This is a genomic window from Thiofilum flexile DSM 14609 (assembly GCF_000380185.1).
Classification (GTDB): Bacteria; Pseudomonadota; Gammaproteobacteria; order Thiotrichales; family Thiotrichaceae; genus Thiofilum; species Thiofilum flexile.
Genome location: NZ_KB904746.1, coordinates 214,350 through 230,654, shown reverse-complemented (window position 1 = coordinate 230,654; position 16,305 = coordinate 214,350). Strand labels below are relative to the sequence as shown.

The following is a 16,305-nucleotide window of genomic DNA, read 5'->3' as shown; positions in this document are numbered from 1 at the left end:
TGTATGAAAACTATCGGTCTTATTGGTGGTATGAGTTGGGAATCAACGATTCCTTACTACCGCCAGATTAATGAAACGATTAAAGAACGTTTAGGTGCTTTGCACTCAGCAAAAATTATTCTTTATAGCGTAGATTTTCATGACATTGAGCAGCTTCAACGAGTGGGCGATTGGGAAGCAGCGGGTGCTATTTTAGCGCATGCTGCTCGCTCTTTGGAGCGGGCGGGTGCTGACTTTTTGATTTTGTGTACTAATACCATGCACAAGGTAGCCGCTAGTATTGAAGCGGCTGTGGCAATACCGCTCTATCATATTGCTGACCCCACCGCGTTGGAAATTAAGCAAGCGGGCTATTCGACCGTTGGCTTATTGGGGACGCGTTTTACTATGGAAGAAGCCTTCTACCGCACCCGATTGAGTGAGCATCATGGTCTGCAAGTCATCGTCCCGCCCTTAGAAGACCGACATATTATCCATCGTATTATCTATGAAGAGTTATGCCTCGGCATTATCAAGCCGGAGTCTCGTATTCAATACCAAAAAATCATGGATGAGCTGATAGCTCAAGGAGCACAAGCGATTATTCTAGGGTGTACCGAGATTTCGCTATTGGTGAATCAGCAAGATGCAATGGTTCCACTATTTGATACCACGGCTATTCATGCACGTATGGCAGCCGAAGCAGCACTGCGTCCATAAAATCCCTCACTCCTGTATGTTGTTATAATTAAGGCATAGCATTTAAAAGATAGTAAGCTTTAATAAAAGGTGAATATCTCACGGTATTTTAATGAGTGTTTAGATAGATTTAATAAAACAACCAACTTTCACTTGCTAAACGATACAGAGAAAAGACATGAAATATCTAATCATATGCTTATTATTAGTGATGAATACTATTGCCTCCGCTTCATTACCTATTCGAGTTTCTGATGAGAAGCTAATACAAAATACCGATCATTTAATTATTGGTCGCGTGGTTGGAGTGGATATGATCGATAAGAGCGGCAAAGCTATTACCAACCCAAATACCCGCACGGGGCCGGGCCTGACTAATACCATTAGACTGATAGTTAAAGTAGATAGTGTTGCCTTAACTAACGCAAAAAAAGTACCGCCGGTGTTAAAAGTACCTCTTGATCCCTTTATGCATTTTACTTTGGGTCAAATTAAAACAGCACATTCAGGTAAACAGGATCCATTTTTACTGTTACTAAAAGGTGATAATTTTCAACCACCTTTTCCGGGGGTGTTTAGCAAAGGGGTAGTGGAGAAAGATAAGTATTTGAAGGCTATAAAAGCTTATAAACAAAAGCAAGCAACAATAGCGGTAGGGCAGGCAGCAAGCACAGATTTAACATGGAAGGATAAGGGGCTTATTAAGCAAAATGTGACTATAGCGAGTTGCAAAGATAAAAAGCTTTCAATCAATAGTCTACCTCTAGTTAAGCAGTATCGTCTATTTGAAATCAATGAAAAAGCATTTTGGGCTTATATTCATAACACCAAAAATCGCGCTGCTATTATACGTTTACCTTTTCCTGATGGCACTACAGCCCCTGTGCGCTTAGATCCTAATAGTCCTACTATCGCCCCTAATCAAGGTGTACCTCAGGATTTAACACGTCTAATTCATGAAGCGGGAAGTATACCTGGTAAAGAAATAATTTATGGATCACTATCTGAATTGGCTGAGTTGAATACTAAGTTATTGAACCGCTCCATTGCATTTGATGTAACGGGTAAAGCGGGGACTTATCGTGTTGAATTAATTCGTCTCGATAACAAGCCTAATCATTATGCGGTCTATTCTAGTAATGATGCGTTTGCTTGTCCGCGTCCCCCGCTTAGAAGACACTAAAAATCAGGCTTGTCAGTAAACCTAGTTATTTAGAGCAGAGCAGCGGCTAAGTTAGGATAATTTAAGGTAATATTGAGTTCTTTCAATAGCTTATCATTACGAATGCGGCGTGATTCTTGTAGGTATGACACCATACCCGCACTCAAAACCTGTCGAGCCTGCTCTAAACTCATCTGAGGCGGGCGTGGTAAACCGGCATAATCAGCAATCTGATTAAAATAGTCCGTCATGGTAGAGGGATTGCCATCGGTGGCATTATAAATGGCTCCCTGTGGTGCTCTCTCCATAGCGGCTTTAGCAATCATGGCTAAATCATCGGCATGAATCCGATTCGTCCAAGGGGCTTCGGCTGCGCTCACGACGGGTTCGCCACGTTTTATGCGCTCTAAAGGTAAACGATCTAAGGCATAAATCCCCGGTACACGCAAAATCACACCATCGCCCTGATAGTGCTGCATCCACGCTTGTAGGGCATTTTCTGCATCGAGGCGACGGATAGAACGTTCATTGTTGGGTTGAGTCTGCGCCGTTTCATCAATCCAAGCACCCTGAGAATTACCATATACGCCGGTGGTGCTAATTAATACGATGCGTCGAGGAGCTGATTGTACTGCTTGTAAAAATCGCCGCAGACGGCTATCAGTTAAGCCATCACTAGGTGGGGGCGCAAACCAGAAAATATCACATCCTTCAAAAGTATCGCGGGTGAAAACAGCCTCTGCATCCATATCACCTTGCTGCATTGCAATACCTTGTGCTTGACCTAGTGCTATGGACTCCGTACTTCTCACCCAGCCTATAGCCCCTATACCCTGATTTTGATATAAGCGAGCAACACGGCGACCGATATCGCCACAACCCATAATCCAAATTGTTTGTTGGGAGACTGACATGAAGCAAACCTCTTTAATCCTTGATGGTGGACTGGTGACAGATATTCCACTAGGGAAAACGAAACGCCTTAAACATGATAAAGGAGCGGTGTTGCTTTGTAATGTGAATGGTACTTTTTTTGCAGTCAGTGATCGTTGTACACATGAGGATGCTTCGTTGTATCTAGGCTGTTTAAAAGGCGAGCGAGTCCATTGTTCCTTACATGGAGGGGAGTTTTGTGTAAAAACGGGCGCACCTTTAACAGAACCTGTAGAGGTGGCTTTACAGACTTATGTGGTTACGGTTGAAGCGGGACGTATTAGGGTAAGCGTCCCGCTCAGTGAAACTCGTTAAGGCTGAGCCATCGCTAAGATTTGTTCTGGTATATCATCATCGTCTTGCTCTAAGGTCAGCACAAATTTATAGGGTTCTGCTACCATCACGTCGGCTTTTAAGGGGATATAATTCTCGTTTTGCCACGCGTTAGAGGTTAGCTGCCCTAGTGCAATCGGTTTACCCGTGCCACGGGTATCATAGACCCATGTTTGATAAAAACTATTACTAGCGGGCTTGGGTAAGTGGCTAATATATAAAGATCCCTCTTGCTTAGAGTTAGCCCATACCAGTTCGCCCTCTATATTTTTGACCGAGGGGTTCAACGTGCGTAACAGGCCTATCGTTTTGCTATCGGGGAGCTGCTTTAAAGATTCTAGACGTAACATCGCTTGCGTTTGATTAACGGGGCTTAATGTCCCTCCCCACCAATACCACGCAGCGCCACCTAAGACTCCTAGCGTTAATAACAGCCAAATCCAGTTTTGTTTCTTACCATCCATCATTAATACCTTGCCATTAACACGGAATTACCCGTACTAGCCGCGACTATGCGGACTAACTTTAAAATTAAAATAGGAGTATAGATATTTAATGCCAGTACTGCGCCAATATGCGCTAAAATATTGCCACTCCCCTTACCGCGAGAGCATCATGACTGAGAGTTTTATCCCCGGCAAAGACGCAGCACTTGAACTATCGATTGAGCGCATGCAGCAACGCCTAACCGAATTAGGGTTTCATATCGAAGAGCATCAATGGCTCAATCCCGTCGCTAATGTGTGGTCAGTTCATATTCGTGACCGTGACTGTCCACTGTTATTTACCAATGGTAAAGGAGCTAGTCGTCTTGCTGCCTTAGCGAGTGCTTTGGGTGAGTTTTTGGAACGCCTAAGTTGCAATTATTTTTGGGCAGATTACTACTTAGGCGAGACAATAGCTAATGCCGCTTTCGTACATTACCCCACAGAACGTTGGTTTGATACCCCCGAAGGGGAGTGGCCTGAGGATCTGCTGACCCCAGACTTACTCCAATTTTATAATCCACAAGGTACGTTAGAACTTTTCGATTTAGTGGATATTAATTCGGGCAATGAGGAGCGTGGTGTGTGTGCGCTGCCTTATCAGCGCGTGCGAGATGGGCAGACCGTTTGGTTTCCGGTGAATATTATTGGCAATTTATATGTCAGTAATGGCATGTCAGCGGGTAATACTAAAGCAGAGGCTCGTGTCCAAGCCTTATCTGAAATATTCGAGCGCTATATTAAATTTAAAATTATTGCCGAAGGCTTATGTTTACCGGATGTGCCGGAAGAGGTGATTGCTCGTTACCCTAAGATTCAAGAGGGTGTAACCGCACTGCGTGAAGCTGGGTTTGGTATTGTAGTGAAAGATGCCTCCTTAGGTGGGCGCTATCCAGTCATGAATGTCACCCTGCTTAATCCACAGGATCAAGGCTGTTATGCTAGCTTTGGCGCTCATCCGCGTTTTGAGGTAGCACTAGAGCGAGCGCTAACCGAATTATTGCAAGGGCGTGCCTTAGATAAATTAGCCGGTTTTGCCGAGCCTGATTTTAACTTAGAAGAAATTGCGCATCCGCATAATCTAGAAACGCACTTTATTGATTCAAGTGGGATTATTCACTGGGATTTCTTAAGTTATAAAACCGATTATAATTTTGCTGATTGGGATTATGCTGGAACAACTGAGCAAGAATATAAATACCTCTGTGATTTAATCCATGATGAAGAGTGCGATATTTATATTATGGATTATGAGCACTTAGGCATGTATGCGTGCCGGATTGTAGTGCCCTCTATGTCAGAGATTTATCCCGTAGAGGATTTAGAATGGGATAATAATAATACGGGCAATGCGTTACGTGAGTCTATTTTAACCCTAGCTGAGCTAGAAGATGATGAGCTAGGCGAGCTTTATGATGCGCTCGAAGAGTTAGGTTTGGATAATATGCAACCTATAACGGCATTGATTGGTTTAGCACCGGATGCAGGAACACTTTGGGCGGATATGCGCGTGGGTGAGCTAAAAACCTTATTAGCCTTAGCGATTGAGGATGAAGAGGCAGTGCTAGAAGGATGCGATTGGATTCGCCATTTTGAACAGCTCGATCCTGAGCGCCGCCGCGTTTATCGTTGTATTGAGGTGCTGTTAGGCATGGATGATACTAGCCGTTATAGTAAGGGTATCGTGGGGCTATTTGGGCGTGAAACCGTGGCAAAAGCCGAGGATTTAATTAATGGTACGCTACGTTTTTGGGGTGTACCTTCACCGACCTTAGCGCTAAATGGTTGTGCTATGCATCAACGCCTCTTACAAGCCTATGGCAAAATTCACCCTGAATTAGCGCCTTTAACAACTTAAATTGCTCAGGTCAATTAGATATACAAGCAAACCTAATCTAGGTTTGCTTGGTTGAGTCTTATGCCTAGTGAGCCGTTTGCTGCTTATAAATATCTGAATAATGCTTAGATTTTTCCATACGTTCGGTAGTATTAGGATGGCTAGATAAATACTTCCCAAGTTTAGATTCTCCTCCTGCCTCACGGTCTTTAATCTCAGCCTCGGTTAAGCCCTGTTTTTCCAAGCGATCCATAATATTACTAAACGCTATAGGATCCATTTTAGCTTTAGTCATTTTATTAAACGCATAATCATCAGCTTCAGACTCATGAGCGCGAGAGTAATGATTATTGACTAGAAAAGTAGGGAGGCCGATTAGTAAACTATTTAGCGCAGATGGATCTCCTACGACTAATAAAACCCCTAGGGATAAAGCGGAGGACTCTATTAGTTGACGTAAGCTATGACGATATTCAACATGCCCCATTTCATGTAGTAATACAGAGTCAATTTCAGCTTGATTTTTAGCTAAGGCAACTAAGCCATCAGTAACCACTATTTCACCTGACGGTAAAGCAAAGGCATTAGCAATACCGGGATTATTAGGGTCAACGGGGGGCTTGGATTTTTTAATTGCTTCTATCTTTTCTTCATGCTTAGTATTATTTTCGTCCTCATCCTTATTTTCTTCCTCATTGAAAATATCTAAATCATTTAATATATCTACAATATCTCTTTCGGGCATATAGCGAAATAATAATTTATACTTATATTGTCCGTCTTGTAAGGGTACTAATTTAGTTTGGAAGTGTTGTTGAAGTTCAGCTTGCTTGGCGGTTGATAATTGACTAGGCTCAAACATCACTTCATCTAAGCTGTCCATCGCACCCTCCGCAATCCATTGATTGGCTTTATCGGGTAAGGCGTAGGCTAATTTCTCACTGCCCCATGGTAAACCAAAACGAATACTGGCCCATACAATAACAATCGTGGCAATGAGTGCTAAGCCAATCCAGCGCCAACGTGACTCTAAAACGTGCAAGACTTGGCTGCGATTATCTTTATGTTCAATCTGATCCAGCCACGCATCCATAGCCACATTATCATTAGTTTCAAATAATGAGCCATCATTAAAAGTAACCTTACGGGCAATATTGCCGATCCGATCACTAAATTTTAAATCATGTGCACTCGCTGTTTTAGGCGCTTGCCCTTCCACAATGAGAATATAACGCTCTTGTTTAAAGGTTAGCTCAGCCGGTAAACGGGCTGAGCTATGGGGTGCATACCAAAATCCTTGCATTATAAACCTAATCCTGAACCAATGGGTAAATCGAATACATCCCCGATTTGATCACCTAAAGATGATTGCTCAGACTGACGTTGATTGATGTAGTGATCGAGGGTGCCTGCTACCTCAGCCTTGAGGGTTTGTGTTTCATAACGAGCTAAACGTACCTTATTCCAAGGATGAGCTAAACCTAGGGTAATCACGAGTAAAAAGAGGTTAAGCACATAAATCTTCCATAATGTAAGCACCGAGGTATCAGAGTGTAAACGTAACACCTGATCGAGTTGAGTTTCATTATAGGAGTAATTACGGATTCTCGCTTTTAAATAAGCATTTAAAAACATGCCTATTACTATTATTAAAAAATAAAATAGTCCCACTATGATAGATAGAGAAATAGTACTTCCAATACTAGGATCATCATTACCAAGAGATGCTGTAGCACCTATCAGTGGTATTACTAAGAAGCCAATAGCAATAGCTACAACTATATATACTCCTATAGTAATTAATAACATTTTTAAGTATATTTTATAATAATTTTTTGTTTCTAGCTGTGTATTAAATTGCCCTTGTCCATAATGAAAATGATTAAAATAATATTCCGTATAAAGTTTATGTGCATAAGGAGCGATAGCATAAAAGCCGATAGCGGCTAGTGTGAAAATAACAACAACAAAGGAGTTTGCATAACTTCCCGTATCAAAAACAAGGCCAATGCTCATTAATATGGCGACTAATGCAAAGCCAATAATAACTGGTATAAAAGGTAGTATGAGCATAATATAAATGAGGCGTTTAAGTTTTCCGCTAAAGCCAAATCGGACATTACGATAGCTGCTCATTCGAGCATTAAAACGTAAGCCACTCCAGACTATCCAAGGTGATAGAAAGCCCAATAACAGTATTAAAATACCCGCTAATTCAGGGCTTATTTGCGTTAAAACTACATAGGCAATTACTAAGACTATGGCAATAATACGCCCTTTTAGAATTTGAATCGGGGTAGCATGGTATTCAAAGCTCGCTTGATCAAAGATGGTATTGCCATAAAAATAGCGTTTAGTACGCACGGTTGCCCAAGCTGAGTAAATACCGAGGGTCACTATTGATAATAAAATATTAACAATCCAAATTTTAAAGTATTCACTACCACTCCCTGTGAATTGAAAGGGAATAAATCGGGTGTCTAGGCTAAAGCTAGGCGTTGCTGCTTGTGGTGGCAGCTCTGATGAGGGCGCTGTATCAAAGGCAGGTTCGTTTTCATTCATGGTAAAAGCCTATTATTTAACTATTTGCCTAGTGTAGATTAAGACAAGGTCTAATACAGGCCATGCAGATAAAAAAATAAAGCGCAAAGGAAAAAACGGCAGGTATTTTAGTGTAAGTGTAAGGTTAGCTGCTCCTTGTCGGTAGCTGAGGTATGATAGAGGCCAAATTTATCGTAGCCGAGGGGTGTGAATAGTGTTAGAGGTGATTTATCAGGATGATTATGTGATAGCGATTAATAAGCCAGAGGGGTTATTAGTGCATCGCAGTCCTATTGATAAACATGAAACCCGTTTTGCACTGCAACTCCTCCGCGATCAGATCGGGCAAAAGGTATATCCCGTACATCGCCTTGATAAACCGACCTCTGGAGTTTTGTTATTTGCTTTGAGTAGTGATATAGCGCGTAAGCTTACCGAGCAATTTACCCAAGGCAACATCAGCAAACAGTATCTAGCGATAGTACGCGGGCATTGTGCGCCTCATGGTGTCATTGATTATCCCTTGCAAGAGCAATTAGATCGACTCGCTGATGCACTAGCTGATCCGAATAAGCCTGCTCAGGAGGCTATTACCCATTACCATACCCTAGCACAAACAGAATTACCGTTTGCAGTAGGACGCTATGCAACAGCGCGTTATTCACTAGTAGCCTTAAAGCCGCTCACGGGGCGGAAACATCAATTGCGTCGCCACATGAAGCATATTTTTCACCCTATTCTGGGGGATACTACGCATGGAGATGGCAAGCATAATCAATTCATTCGGCAAGAATTCGCTTGTCAGCGCCTATTGCTCCATGCGGCACGTTTGACACTCATTCACCCCTATACTGAACAGCCGTTGGTATTAAATGCCTCGCTATCAGATGAGTTTACACAGGTGTTAGCTAACATGAGGCTGGAGCACAGCGGATTATGGCTGGGCTTGTAGTGCTTGAAGGCTTTGTATTAATTGATCACGTTGCAGGCTCAAAACTTGATTAGCATGGCACTGGCTCACTTGTCGTTGAATTAAGGTTTGGAGTGCCGTACCTGCTAGGGTATCTAGTAACAACACATCACCATCAATCACGCTGCATAATCCCTGTAGCGCACTATTATAGCGTTTTAAACTCTCATCCAATTGCTGCTCTAACTGTTGAATTTGACCCACCATCGCTTGTTGCTGTTGGCGGTAATACGATTCTTGCGTACTGGCAAACATGACATTAAGCGTTTGGAGTGCTTGTTGTTTTTGGGTATAGCGTTGTTGAGCCTCTAGAAAATGCTGTAGGGCATTTAGAGCATCCTGATTGAGTTGTTGAGCACGTTGTACTTGCTGAAAGCGTTGTAATTGCTCTGGCGCTAAAGTGGTAATCTCGGTGGGTAAGACAGGCTCTGCTAAGTTAGCCGCAGGTAGGGTAGCTGAGTTTGCAGGAGCGGATTGTGCCTGAGCTGTATTGGATGCCATGGCCCAAGTGGCTTGGGTCAAAGGGGATAGCGCAAAATTAGAGGCAGTTTGCATAGGGCTGGCAGTATTGCTATTTGTATTATTAGCAATTTCAACGGCTTCAATAAAAACGGGTTTAGCGCCACTCATCAGCTCGCTGCTATCTGCCAGTATAGGTAGAGTATCGGCCTGAGTTTGCCAGTGATTAATACCCCATAATAGACCTATTACGCCTAGGCCAATAATACCTGCAAGCAGAGCTAACAGTGGTTTTTTAGTGGAGCTATTAGCCTGAGATGCTAATACTTGCTCTGGGTCAGTGGCTAAGGCATAGCCCCAGTATTGAATAATGCTATGTGCTTCAGCAGGCTGTAATGCCGTTAGTTGTGCTAGTTGTTTACTTAAAGCCATAAAATTGTTCGGATCCGGTTCAGGTAACATTTGGTTTACAATACCGGATTGCAAGGCTTTGACTAGATAGCGCCGGACTTGCGGATGCATTGGCAAGAAATCCGCTAAATAGGCATCACATAGACTGGGATGTTTGACTAAATCACGGCCATGACGTTGAACGATTTTGCGTAATACAGAGCGAATTTCTTGATTCATGCACCTAACCTCAATGGTTTTACCGCACAAATACCCTCATGAAAGAACCTAATGCCTGAGTCAGTGCTGTGGGGTGGAAAGGGTGGATGCTTATACTGTGTCTCATGCCAGAGCATGATTCATAGCCATAGCAATGCTGCTATTAGTGTGAGGTATAGCTGCACTCTCTGGGGAGAGGGATAAGTCTGAGCGGTAATTTTTGGATGCTAAAGGGCGGTAAGGCTATAGAATTCCATGAGTTACGCCATTAATTGGCTATAACTTAATAGATTCACGAATTCAGGATGAGCCAGATTAGGTTCTCTAGTCGAGTCGGGCTGTTGGACTAAGAGTAAATGCTCTACCCCATGCTCCCGTGCGGTTTGTAATACTTTCACATTATCATCAATAAATAAGCTGCGCTGTTTATGTACGGGATAATGTTGCTCTAAGGTTGACCAGAATTGTTCGTGCTCTTTGGGTAACTGGAAAGAATGCGAAATTAAAATATCATCCAAATAATCCTGTAAGGGGATATGGTTAAATTTGAGTTCGACACTTTTTTGATGGGCATTGGTCAGCAATACCACACGCTTATTTAGGCTACGAAGAAAGTGCAAAAAGGCTTCAGCCTCGGAGCGCCATTGAATTTTATGGGCAATCTCTTGTTTTAACGCTACAATGTCGGTCTGAGTGATGGCTTGCCAATGATCTAAACAATACCAATTTAATGAGCCATACGTATTTTGATGATGTTGATTGAGATAGCTCACTGCTTGTTCGCGTGTGATGCCATGGACTTCTGCATAACGGGTGGGCAGATGCTCTAACCAAAAATAATTGTCAAAATGTAAGTCTAATAATGTCCCATCCATATCAAGGAAAACCGTATCAATGTGCTTCCAATCAAGGGCAATTTGCGGTAGGTATGGCGTATTCATCTAAAACACCTATTAGGATTCATAATGTCGAATTTACCTACCATACACGAAAAACGCTTAGTTGCCAGTAGTCGCATCTTTCGTATTGAAGAGCTGGATTTAACTTTTAGTAATGGTGTCACCCGTACTTATGAACGGTTAGCTTCACGGGGTATTGGTGGGGTATTGATTGTGCCTTTGCTGGCGGATTATGACACGGTGCTCATGATTCGGGAGTATTCGGCGGGAACCGAGCGCTATGAGTTAGCCTTTCCAAAGGGGGCGGTGGAAATGGGGGAGGATTTATTAATAGCCGCAAATCGCGAGTTAATGGAGGAGGTGGGGCATGGTGCAAGACAGTTAGAATTATTAAAACGAATCACCCTTTCACCCGGCTATATGGGACATAAAACGAATATTGTATTAGCTACTGAGCTGTATCCTGCAACAGCAGAAGGTGATGAGCCAGAACCTTTGGAAGTTGTACCTTGTAAACTCAGTGAACTGGATGAGCTAATAGCACGTGATGAGCTGAGTGAGGGACGTAGTATTTTAGCTTTGTTTATGGTGCGTGATTGGGTGAGGGCACGACAGTTGCGTTCTTAACATGAGGTTATTAGCTATCATCAGAGGGAAAGTCGCTATACCACAAGGTTTCAATCATATGATAACCGACTGGATCATAAGCTTTTAACTGTTGGCGATTAAAAGGGTAATAGTCATTGAGTCCAAAATAGCTTTCCGTCAGTTCAGCAAAGTATTCACGCTCATTTTCTAAAGCATACGCCTTGGCTTCACTACCATCATAGCGCTGTACCGATTGATAGAGCCGAGTAGCTTTAGCATTTTGAAACGCCTCCGTGATCAAGGCATTTTTATAATGAAAGACCTGATGGTGTAAGGCATGAGCTAACTCATGTAATAATACCAGTGGCTGGTTTTCTGACCATGTAGCAAAGTCATCAAGTTGTAATTCAATACTCGCGGCTAATTGCGGATCACGTCCATGCGTTAAAAGCCAAGTCGGTGAGGCATGGTAGGCTAATCCAGAACCTTGTCCTTTACTAATCCAAATGGGTACTTGCTTCAGATGCTCCAATGCCGCTTTGGGTAGTAAGGCACTGATTTGCTCTAATTTATCATCAAGTAGTATAAAGGTGCGTAGTAGCGTTTTAGTCTCTTGCTTAGCCAATTGTGCATTGTAGTGAATGCTCCAACCACGAATGGTATGAGTGCGTGTATCAGGCTCGGCCTTTGCTAAACTCATACCCAACACGCTTAAGCTTGCTACTAGGAAATAATTCAGCAGGACGCGTATTATAGCCATGATGATCACAATTAGGGTTATAGTAGGCTCATCACAGCACAGCTATATGAAAGCACCCAAAATTTTATGATGTACATAACTAAGCAGCCGACAATCGGCAAAGCGGGGGCGCTTGGTCGGAATGTATTTAACACCTGAGGCCTATTATGAATTTAGAAACCCTATCCTACGCCGTGATACAAATCGCGCTGGAAGCAGGCGATAAAATTTTAGCGATTTATAACCAAGCTGATTTTGTTGTGAATGATAAATTGGATAATTCCCCTCTCACAGCGGCAGATTTAGCCTCTCATCATCATATTGTGGAAGGGCTAAGACAGCTTACCCCTGATTATCCGATTTTGTCGGAAGAGTCTGTACAAGTCCCCTTTACTGAGCGTCAGGAGTGGGATACCTATTGGTTAGTCGATCCTTTAGATGGCACCCGCGAGTTTATTAAGCGCAATGATCAGTTTGCTATTTTAATTGCGCTCATTCATGAGCATGAGCCGGTGTTAGGCGTGGTCTATGCACCTGCATTACAAGAGCTATGGGTAGCGAGTTTAGGGAATGGTGCCTATAAACTCATAGGGGAGGAGCTAGTGCCTATACATACCCGCCCCTTGGCGACCCCACCCGTGATTATTGGTAGCAATTCACATCGTGATGAGATTATGCCGGTTTTTTTAGCTAATGTGGGAGAACATGTTTATCAAACGGTGGGGAGTATTATTAAAGCTTGTCGTGTCGCCGAAGGTGATGCAGATCTATATCCCCGTTTAGGGCCTACTTCAGAGTGGGATACCGCAGCAGCACAAATTATAGTTACCGAAGCGGGGGGGCATATGGTGACAACCACGAATGAACCTTTGCGTTATAACACTAAAGATTCGCTGTTAAATCCCCAGTTTTTTGTGATGGGTAGCGAATTCCACGATTGGTCGCAATACCTGCCAAAGTAGCTGACACTAGGCCGAAGTGATGGCAGAATGCCTGCGCGATGATTTTGGACTTTGACTTATGACGACACCCGCTCCCGAAAATACCCATCACCGTACTATCCGTAGCTTTGTATTACGTACTGGACGGCTGACAAAAGGCCAAGAACAAGCCATTGAAACCGGCTGGTCAACGTTGGGAATTGATGAAGGAACGAGTACCCTAGATTATCAGGCACTCTTTCAGCGTACCGCGCCCGTGGTTTTTGAAATTGGTTTTGGTAATGGTGAAACTTTGGCACAAATGGCTAAAGCCATGCCGGAATACAATTTCATTGGGGTAGAAGTCCATACCCCCGGCGTGGGACACCTATTGCATTTGCTGCAACGGGATCAGCTCAACAATGTACGAGTGATCAATACCGATGCGGTGGAAATTTTAAAACAACGCATTGCGCCCCAATCACTTGAGCGGGTACAGATATTTTTCCCTGATCCTTGGCATAAAAAACGCCACCATAAGCGTCGTATTATTCAAACAGAGTTTGTTGAGTTATTAGTATCCCGTTTGACTACGAATGGTCTGATTCATTTAGCAACCGATTGGGAGCCTTATGCGCAACATATGGCTGAGGTCTTAGACGCTAACCCTCAGTTAAAACGCTTACAGGCCGACTCTCCCTTTGTGGAGCGCCCTGCGCATCGACCTTTAACTAAATTTGAGCAGCGCGGGCAGCGCCTAGGTCATGGGGTTTGGGACTTGATTTATCAAAGAGTGTAATACCCCTGATAACAGTTGGGTTAAGCAGTCCCACGAGCTGTGTTCATTTGCATTATGGGGGGAGTGTGGTGTAATGAGCGCCCTTTATTAGTGAACCCCGGAAGTTCTATTGTGTATCAAGTACTCGAACAACGTCTACGCAGTATTCAAGCCTCCAATCTACATACTTATTTGCGTTATGCTAAAACGGGGCTTGAAAAGGAAAGTTTGCGTGTTAATTCAGCGGGACATATTGCTCAAACCAATCACCCACAGGTATTAGGTTCAGCACTCACGAATCCGTGGATTACCACCGATTACTCGGAGGCTTTATTAGAGCTGATCACCCCCCCACAAGCGCGAGCGACACAGGCATTAGATTATTTATTAGATCTAGAAACCTTTGTCTATCAGCGTCTAGGTAATGAGCTATTGTGGACGAATAGCATGCCTTGCGTCTTACGCGGTGAGGCGGATGTACGTATTGCGGAATATGGCTCATCTAATGCAGGGAAAATGAAGCATGTTTACCGTCAGGGGTTAGCGTGGCGCTATGGTAAAATCATGCAAGTGATTGCCGGTATCCATTATAACTATTCGATTTCAGAGGATTTCTGGCCGGTATGGTTTGCTATGGAACCAGAAGGGGCTACGGATTTACGTAGCTTTAAGGATCGCGCCTATATCCGCATGATTCGCAATATTCAGCGCTATGGTTGGTTAATTATTTACTTATTTGGTGCATCGCCAGCGATTTGTAAGAGCTTCTTAAATGGTCGTGCGCCTGCAGAAGGTTTTAAGGCGTTTAAGGAGTTTACCCTATATGAGCCTTATGGTACCTCATTGCGTATGGGTAATATTGGCTATACTAATACCAAAGAGCATGATAGTGGTGTTAAGGTTTGCTACAACACCTTAGAGAGTTATGTGGCTAGTTTGCGCCATGCAATTAGTACCCCCAGTGCAGAGTATGCCAAGATTGGGGTAAAAGTAGACGGCGAGTATCGGCAGCTTAACGCGAATATTTTACAAATTGAAAATGAATACTACAGCACCGTGCGTCCTAAGCAGCCTTTAAAGGGCTTTGAGAAACCTATCACCGCTTTAACCCGCCGTGGAATAGGCTATGTAGAGCTGCGTTCTCTGGATATCAATCCTTTTGATCCGGCTGGGCTTACTACGGAGCAAATGGCATTCATTGAGGTTTTTATGCACTTTTGTTTATTGCAAGAAAGCCCCTTAATTGACAAAACCGAACGTGAAATGACCAATGCGAATCAATTAGCCGTCGCTCACTATGGTCGTGATCCACAATTATATTTAAACCGCTTAAATAGTAAAATTTTACTATCTGAATGGGCGAATGAATTAATACAGGCTATGCAAGGTGTAGCACAGTTATTAGATCAAACCCATAATGAAACCCGTTATACACAAGCATTAAATGCACACACCATTTTGGTGCAAGAGCCAGAGTTAACCCCTTCTGCGCGAGTATTAACGGAAATAATGGCAGCAGGGAGCTTTTTTGAGTTCGCAAATGAACAATCGCAGCGTCATAAAAGTTTATTTATGAACCGAAACTTGCCTGAAGCACTAGAAAATGACTGGACAGCTCTGGCTTTACAATCATTACAACAACAAAAATTACTAGAAACTGAGAATAATATTGCTTTTGATGAATTTCTGGAGCACTATTTCAATGAGACACTAGAATCGATTCTATGATTTAATCGTCGATGAGTTGTTACGTACGATCTAAGGGACTACTGTTAGTCGATAGTTTTACGTTTAGCGGTGCGTGTGCCAGCTACTAGTGAGGATGCCTGTCGCTTAAAGCCAATGGAGAGAGGTGGCGGGTGTTCTGTTGCAGTTAGGCTTCGGCCTGATCATTGGTGGGTAATGTGTAGTCCTGGTTGCCTCCTAATGTTTCTCGAACAGGGTACGATATATATATATGAGATTAAAATAGTGAATATTTATGTTGGGAATCTTCCCTATAAGATAAGTGATGACGATCTTCGTGACCTGTTTGCAGAATATGGTGAAGTCGTTAGCGTCAGTCTGATTAAAGACAAGATGACTGGTCAATCTAAAGGCTTCGGCTTTGTAGAGATGGCAGACGCAAGCGATGCCGCTAATGCAATCAGCGGTCTAAACGAGCATAGCTTTGGTGGTCGTAATATTAAAGTTAATGAAGCCAAGCCTCGTGAAGAGAGACCTCGTCGTGACTTTAAACCCCGTGGCGATGCTCCACGCGGTGGTGATCGCGGTGACCGTGGTGATTCACGCTCAGCACCTCGTCGTCGTGATTACTAATCACTGATACTAGAGTGCAGTGAGTCTATCACTGCACTCTTAGTTACCGCCTTCT

The 16,305-nt window shown here is 43.2% G+C and carries 17 protein-coding genes; 10 read left to right on the top strand and 7 right to left on the bottom strand.

The window, feature by feature from the left end; all coding sequences use genetic code 11:
- Positions 1 to 3 precede the first annotated feature (3 nt).
- Both A3IK_RS0101085 and A3IK_RS0101080 read left to right on the top strand, forming a co-directional pair.
- On the top strand, positions 4 to 699 hold the full coding sequence (locus A3IK_RS0101085) for an aspartate/glutamate racemase family protein (protein WP_020558109.1): 696 nt from the start codon (positions 4 to 6) through the stop codon (positions 697 to 699).
- 157 nt (positions 700 to 856) lie between these two features.
- Positions 857 to 1,861, top strand: coding sequence for a hypothetical protein (locus tag A3IK_RS0101080; RefSeq protein ID WP_020558108.1), 1,005 nt, complete (start codon positions 857 to 859; stop codon positions 1,859 to 1,861).
- A gap of 29 nt (positions 1,862 to 1,890) precedes the next feature.
- Here the strand turns inward: A3IK_RS0101080 and A3IK_RS0101075 are convergent, their stop codons facing one another.
- Positions 1,891 to 2,754, bottom strand: a complete 864-nt coding sequence (locus A3IK_RS0101075) for an SDR family oxidoreductase (RefSeq protein ID WP_020558107.1) — start codon at positions 2,752 to 2,754, stop codon at positions 1,891 to 1,893.
- On the opposite strand from A3IK_RS0101075, the gene A3IK_RS0101070 reads away from it, so the two are divergent.
- The gene (locus tag A3IK_RS0101070) at positions 2,753 to 3,088 is read left to right on the top strand and encodes a non-heme iron oxygenase ferredoxin subunit (RefSeq protein ID WP_020558106.1); all 336 of its coding nucleotides are present in this window, start codon (positions 2,753 to 2,755) and stop codon (positions 3,086 to 3,088) included. The genes A3IK_RS0101075 and A3IK_RS0101070 overlap by 2 nt on opposite strands.
- Here the strand turns inward: A3IK_RS0101070 and A3IK_RS0101065 are convergent.
- Positions 3,085 to 3,573 (bottom strand): anti-sigma factor, encoded by a 489-nt coding sequence (locus A3IK_RS0101065; RefSeq protein WP_162596598.1) that lies wholly within the window; start codon positions 3,571 to 3,573, stop codon positions 3,085 to 3,087. The two genes, A3IK_RS0101070 and A3IK_RS0101065, sit on opposite strands and share 4 nt — an antisense overlap.
- A gap of 148 nt (positions 3,574 to 3,721) precedes the next feature.
- On the opposite strand from A3IK_RS0101065, the gene ycaO reads away from it, so the two are divergent.
- A complete protein-coding gene (gene ycaO, locus A3IK_RS0101060) occupies positions 3,722 to 5,449 on the top strand; it encodes a 30S ribosomal protein S12 methylthiotransferase accessory factor YcaO (RefSeq protein WP_040848468.1) in 1,728 nt (575 codons plus the stop codon).
- A gap of 64 nt (positions 5,450 to 5,513) precedes the next feature.
- On the opposite strand, the gene A3IK_RS19985 is transcribed toward ycaO, so the two are convergent.
- On the bottom strand, positions 5,514 to 6,731 hold the full coding sequence (locus A3IK_RS19985) for a M48 family metallopeptidase (protein WP_020558103.1): 1,218 nt from the start codon (positions 6,729 to 6,731) through the stop codon (positions 5,514 to 5,516).
- Positions 6,731 to 7,990: a YjgN family protein gene (locus tag A3IK_RS0101050; RefSeq protein ID WP_020558102.1), complete on the bottom strand. Its 1,260-nt coding sequence runs from the start codon at positions 7,988 to 7,990 to the stop codon at positions 6,731 to 6,733. The genes A3IK_RS19985 and A3IK_RS0101050 overlap by 1 nt, the downstream gene beginning before the upstream one ends.
- Before the next feature lie 193 nt (positions 7,991 to 8,183).
- Here A3IK_RS0101050 and truC point away from each other — a divergent pair, with 193 nt between their 5' ends.
- Positions 8,184 to 8,921, top strand: a complete 738-nt coding sequence (gene truC / locus A3IK_RS0101045) for a tRNA pseudouridine(65) synthase TruC (RefSeq protein WP_020558101.1) — start codon at positions 8,184 to 8,186, stop codon at positions 8,919 to 8,921.
- Here truC and A3IK_RS0101040 read toward each other — a convergent pair.
- Positions 8,904 to 10,028, bottom strand: a complete 1,125-nt coding sequence (locus tag A3IK_RS0101040; RefSeq protein ID WP_020558100.1) for a hypothetical protein — start codon at positions 10,026 to 10,028, stop codon at positions 8,904 to 8,906. The genes truC and A3IK_RS0101040 overlap by 18 nt on opposite strands.
- Positions 10,029 to 10,267: 239 nt before the next feature.
- Positions 10,268 to 10,948 (bottom strand): GMP/IMP nucleotidase, encoded by a 681-nt coding sequence (yrfG, locus tag A3IK_RS0101035; RefSeq protein ID WP_020558099.1) that lies wholly within the window; start codon positions 10,946 to 10,948, stop codon positions 10,268 to 10,270.
- Between the two features lie 24 nt (positions 10,949 to 10,972).
- Between yrfG and nudE the strand changes: the two genes are divergently transcribed.
- Complete coding sequence (gene nudE, locus A3IK_RS0101030; RefSeq protein WP_020558098.1) at positions 10,973 to 11,533, top strand: ADP compounds hydrolase NudE; 561 nt, start codon at positions 10,973 to 10,975, stop codon at positions 11,531 to 11,533.
- Positions 11,534 to 11,543: 10 nt separating this feature from the next.
- On the opposite strand, the gene A3IK_RS18135 is transcribed toward nudE, so the two are convergent.
- Entirely contained in the window at positions 11,544 to 12,194 is a 651-nt protein-coding gene (locus A3IK_RS18135) for a hypothetical protein (RefSeq protein WP_020558097.1), read from the bottom strand.
- Positions 12,195 to 12,400: 206 nt separating this feature from the next.
- Between A3IK_RS18135 and cysQ the strand changes: the two genes are divergently transcribed.
- The 4 genes from cysQ (at position 12,401) to A3IK_RS0101005 (ending at position 16,250) form a co-directional block, all read left to right on the top strand.
- Positions 12,401 to 13,195 carry a 3'(2'),5'-bisphosphate nucleotidase CysQ gene (gene cysQ / locus A3IK_RS0101020; protein ID WP_020558096.1) on the top strand — a complete coding sequence of 265 codons (795 nt, stop codon included), beginning with the start codon at positions 12,401 to 12,403 and terminating at the stop codon, positions 13,193 to 13,195.
- A gap of 58 nt (positions 13,196 to 13,253) precedes the next feature.
- Complete coding sequence (gene trmB, locus A3IK_RS0101015) at positions 13,254 to 13,952, top strand: tRNA (guanosine(46)-N7)-methyltransferase TrmB (protein ID WP_020558095.1); 699 nt, start codon at positions 13,254 to 13,256, stop codon at positions 13,950 to 13,952.
- Positions 13,953 to 13,991: 39 nt separating this feature from the next.
- On the top strand, positions 13,992 to 15,659 hold the full coding sequence (gene gshA / locus A3IK_RS0101010; protein ID WP_245539440.1) for a glutamate--cysteine ligase: 1,668 nt from the start codon (positions 13,992 to 13,994) through the stop codon (positions 15,657 to 15,659).
- A 198-nt stretch (positions 15,660 to 15,857) separates the two neighbouring features.
- Positions 15,858 to 16,250, top strand: coding sequence for an RNA recognition motif domain-containing protein (locus A3IK_RS0101005; protein WP_245539439.1), 393 nt, complete (start codon positions 15,858 to 15,860; stop codon positions 16,248 to 16,250).
- The last annotated feature ends 55 nt before the right edge of the window (positions 16,251 to 16,305 follow it).

What these genes read in the sequence shown, in the direction of transcription:
- A3IK_RS0101040 (WP_020558100.1), bottom strand. Translation starts at nt 10,028, where the DNA reads ATGAATCAAGAAATTCGCTCTGTATTACGCAAAATCGTTCAACGTCAT.
- A3IK_RS0101080 (WP_020558108.1), top strand. Translation starts at nt 857, where the DNA reads ATGAAATATCTAATCATATGCTTATTATTAGTGATGAATACTATTGCC.
- ycaO (WP_040848468.1), top strand. Translation starts at nt 3,722, where the DNA reads ATGACTGAGAGTTTTATCCCCGGCAAAGACGCAGCACTTGAACTATCG.
- nudE (WP_020558098.1), top strand. Translation starts at nt 10,973, where the DNA reads ATGTCGAATTTACCTACCATACACGAAAAACGCTTAGTTGCCAGTAGT.
- trmB (WP_020558095.1), top strand. Translation starts at nt 13,254, where the DNA reads ATGACGACACCCGCTCCCGAAAATACCCATCACCGTACTATCCGTAGC.
- A3IK_RS0101065 (WP_162596598.1), bottom strand. Translation starts at nt 3,573, where the DNA reads ATGATGGATGGTAAGAAACAAAACTGGATTTGGCTGTTATTAACGCTA.
- cysQ (WP_020558096.1), top strand. Translation starts at nt 12,401, where the DNA reads ATGAATTTAGAAACCCTATCCTACGCCGTGATACAAATCGCGCTGGAA.
- A3IK_RS0101075 (WP_020558107.1), bottom strand. Translation starts at nt 2,754, where the DNA reads ATGTCAGTCTCCCAACAAACAATTTGGATTATGGGTTGTGGCGATATC.
- A3IK_RS0101005 (WP_245539439.1), top strand. Translation starts at nt 15,858, where the DNA reads ATGTTTCTCGAACAGGGTACGATATATATATATGAGATTAAAATAGTG.
- A3IK_RS0101050 (WP_020558102.1), bottom strand. Translation starts at nt 7,990, where the DNA reads ATGAATGAAAACGAACCTGCCTTTGATACAGCGCCCTCATCAGAGCTG.
- yrfG (WP_020558099.1), bottom strand. Translation starts at nt 10,948, where the DNA reads ATGAATACGCCATACCTACCGCAAATTGCCCTTGATTGGAAGCACATT.
- A3IK_RS19985 (WP_020558103.1), bottom strand. Translation starts at nt 6,731, where the DNA reads ATGCAAGGATTTTGGTATGCACCCCATAGCTCAGCCCGTTTACCGGCT.
- A3IK_RS18135 (WP_020558097.1), bottom strand. Translation starts at nt 12,194, where the DNA reads ATGAGTTTAGCAAAGGCCGAGCCTGATACACGCACTCATACCATTCGT.
- A3IK_RS0101070 (WP_020558106.1), top strand. Translation starts at nt 2,753, where the DNA reads ATGAAGCAAACCTCTTTAATCCTTGATGGTGGACTGGTGACAGATATT.
- A3IK_RS0101085 (WP_020558109.1), top strand. Translation starts at nt 4, where the DNA reads ATGAAAACTATCGGTCTTATTGGTGGTATGAGTTGGGAATCAACGATT.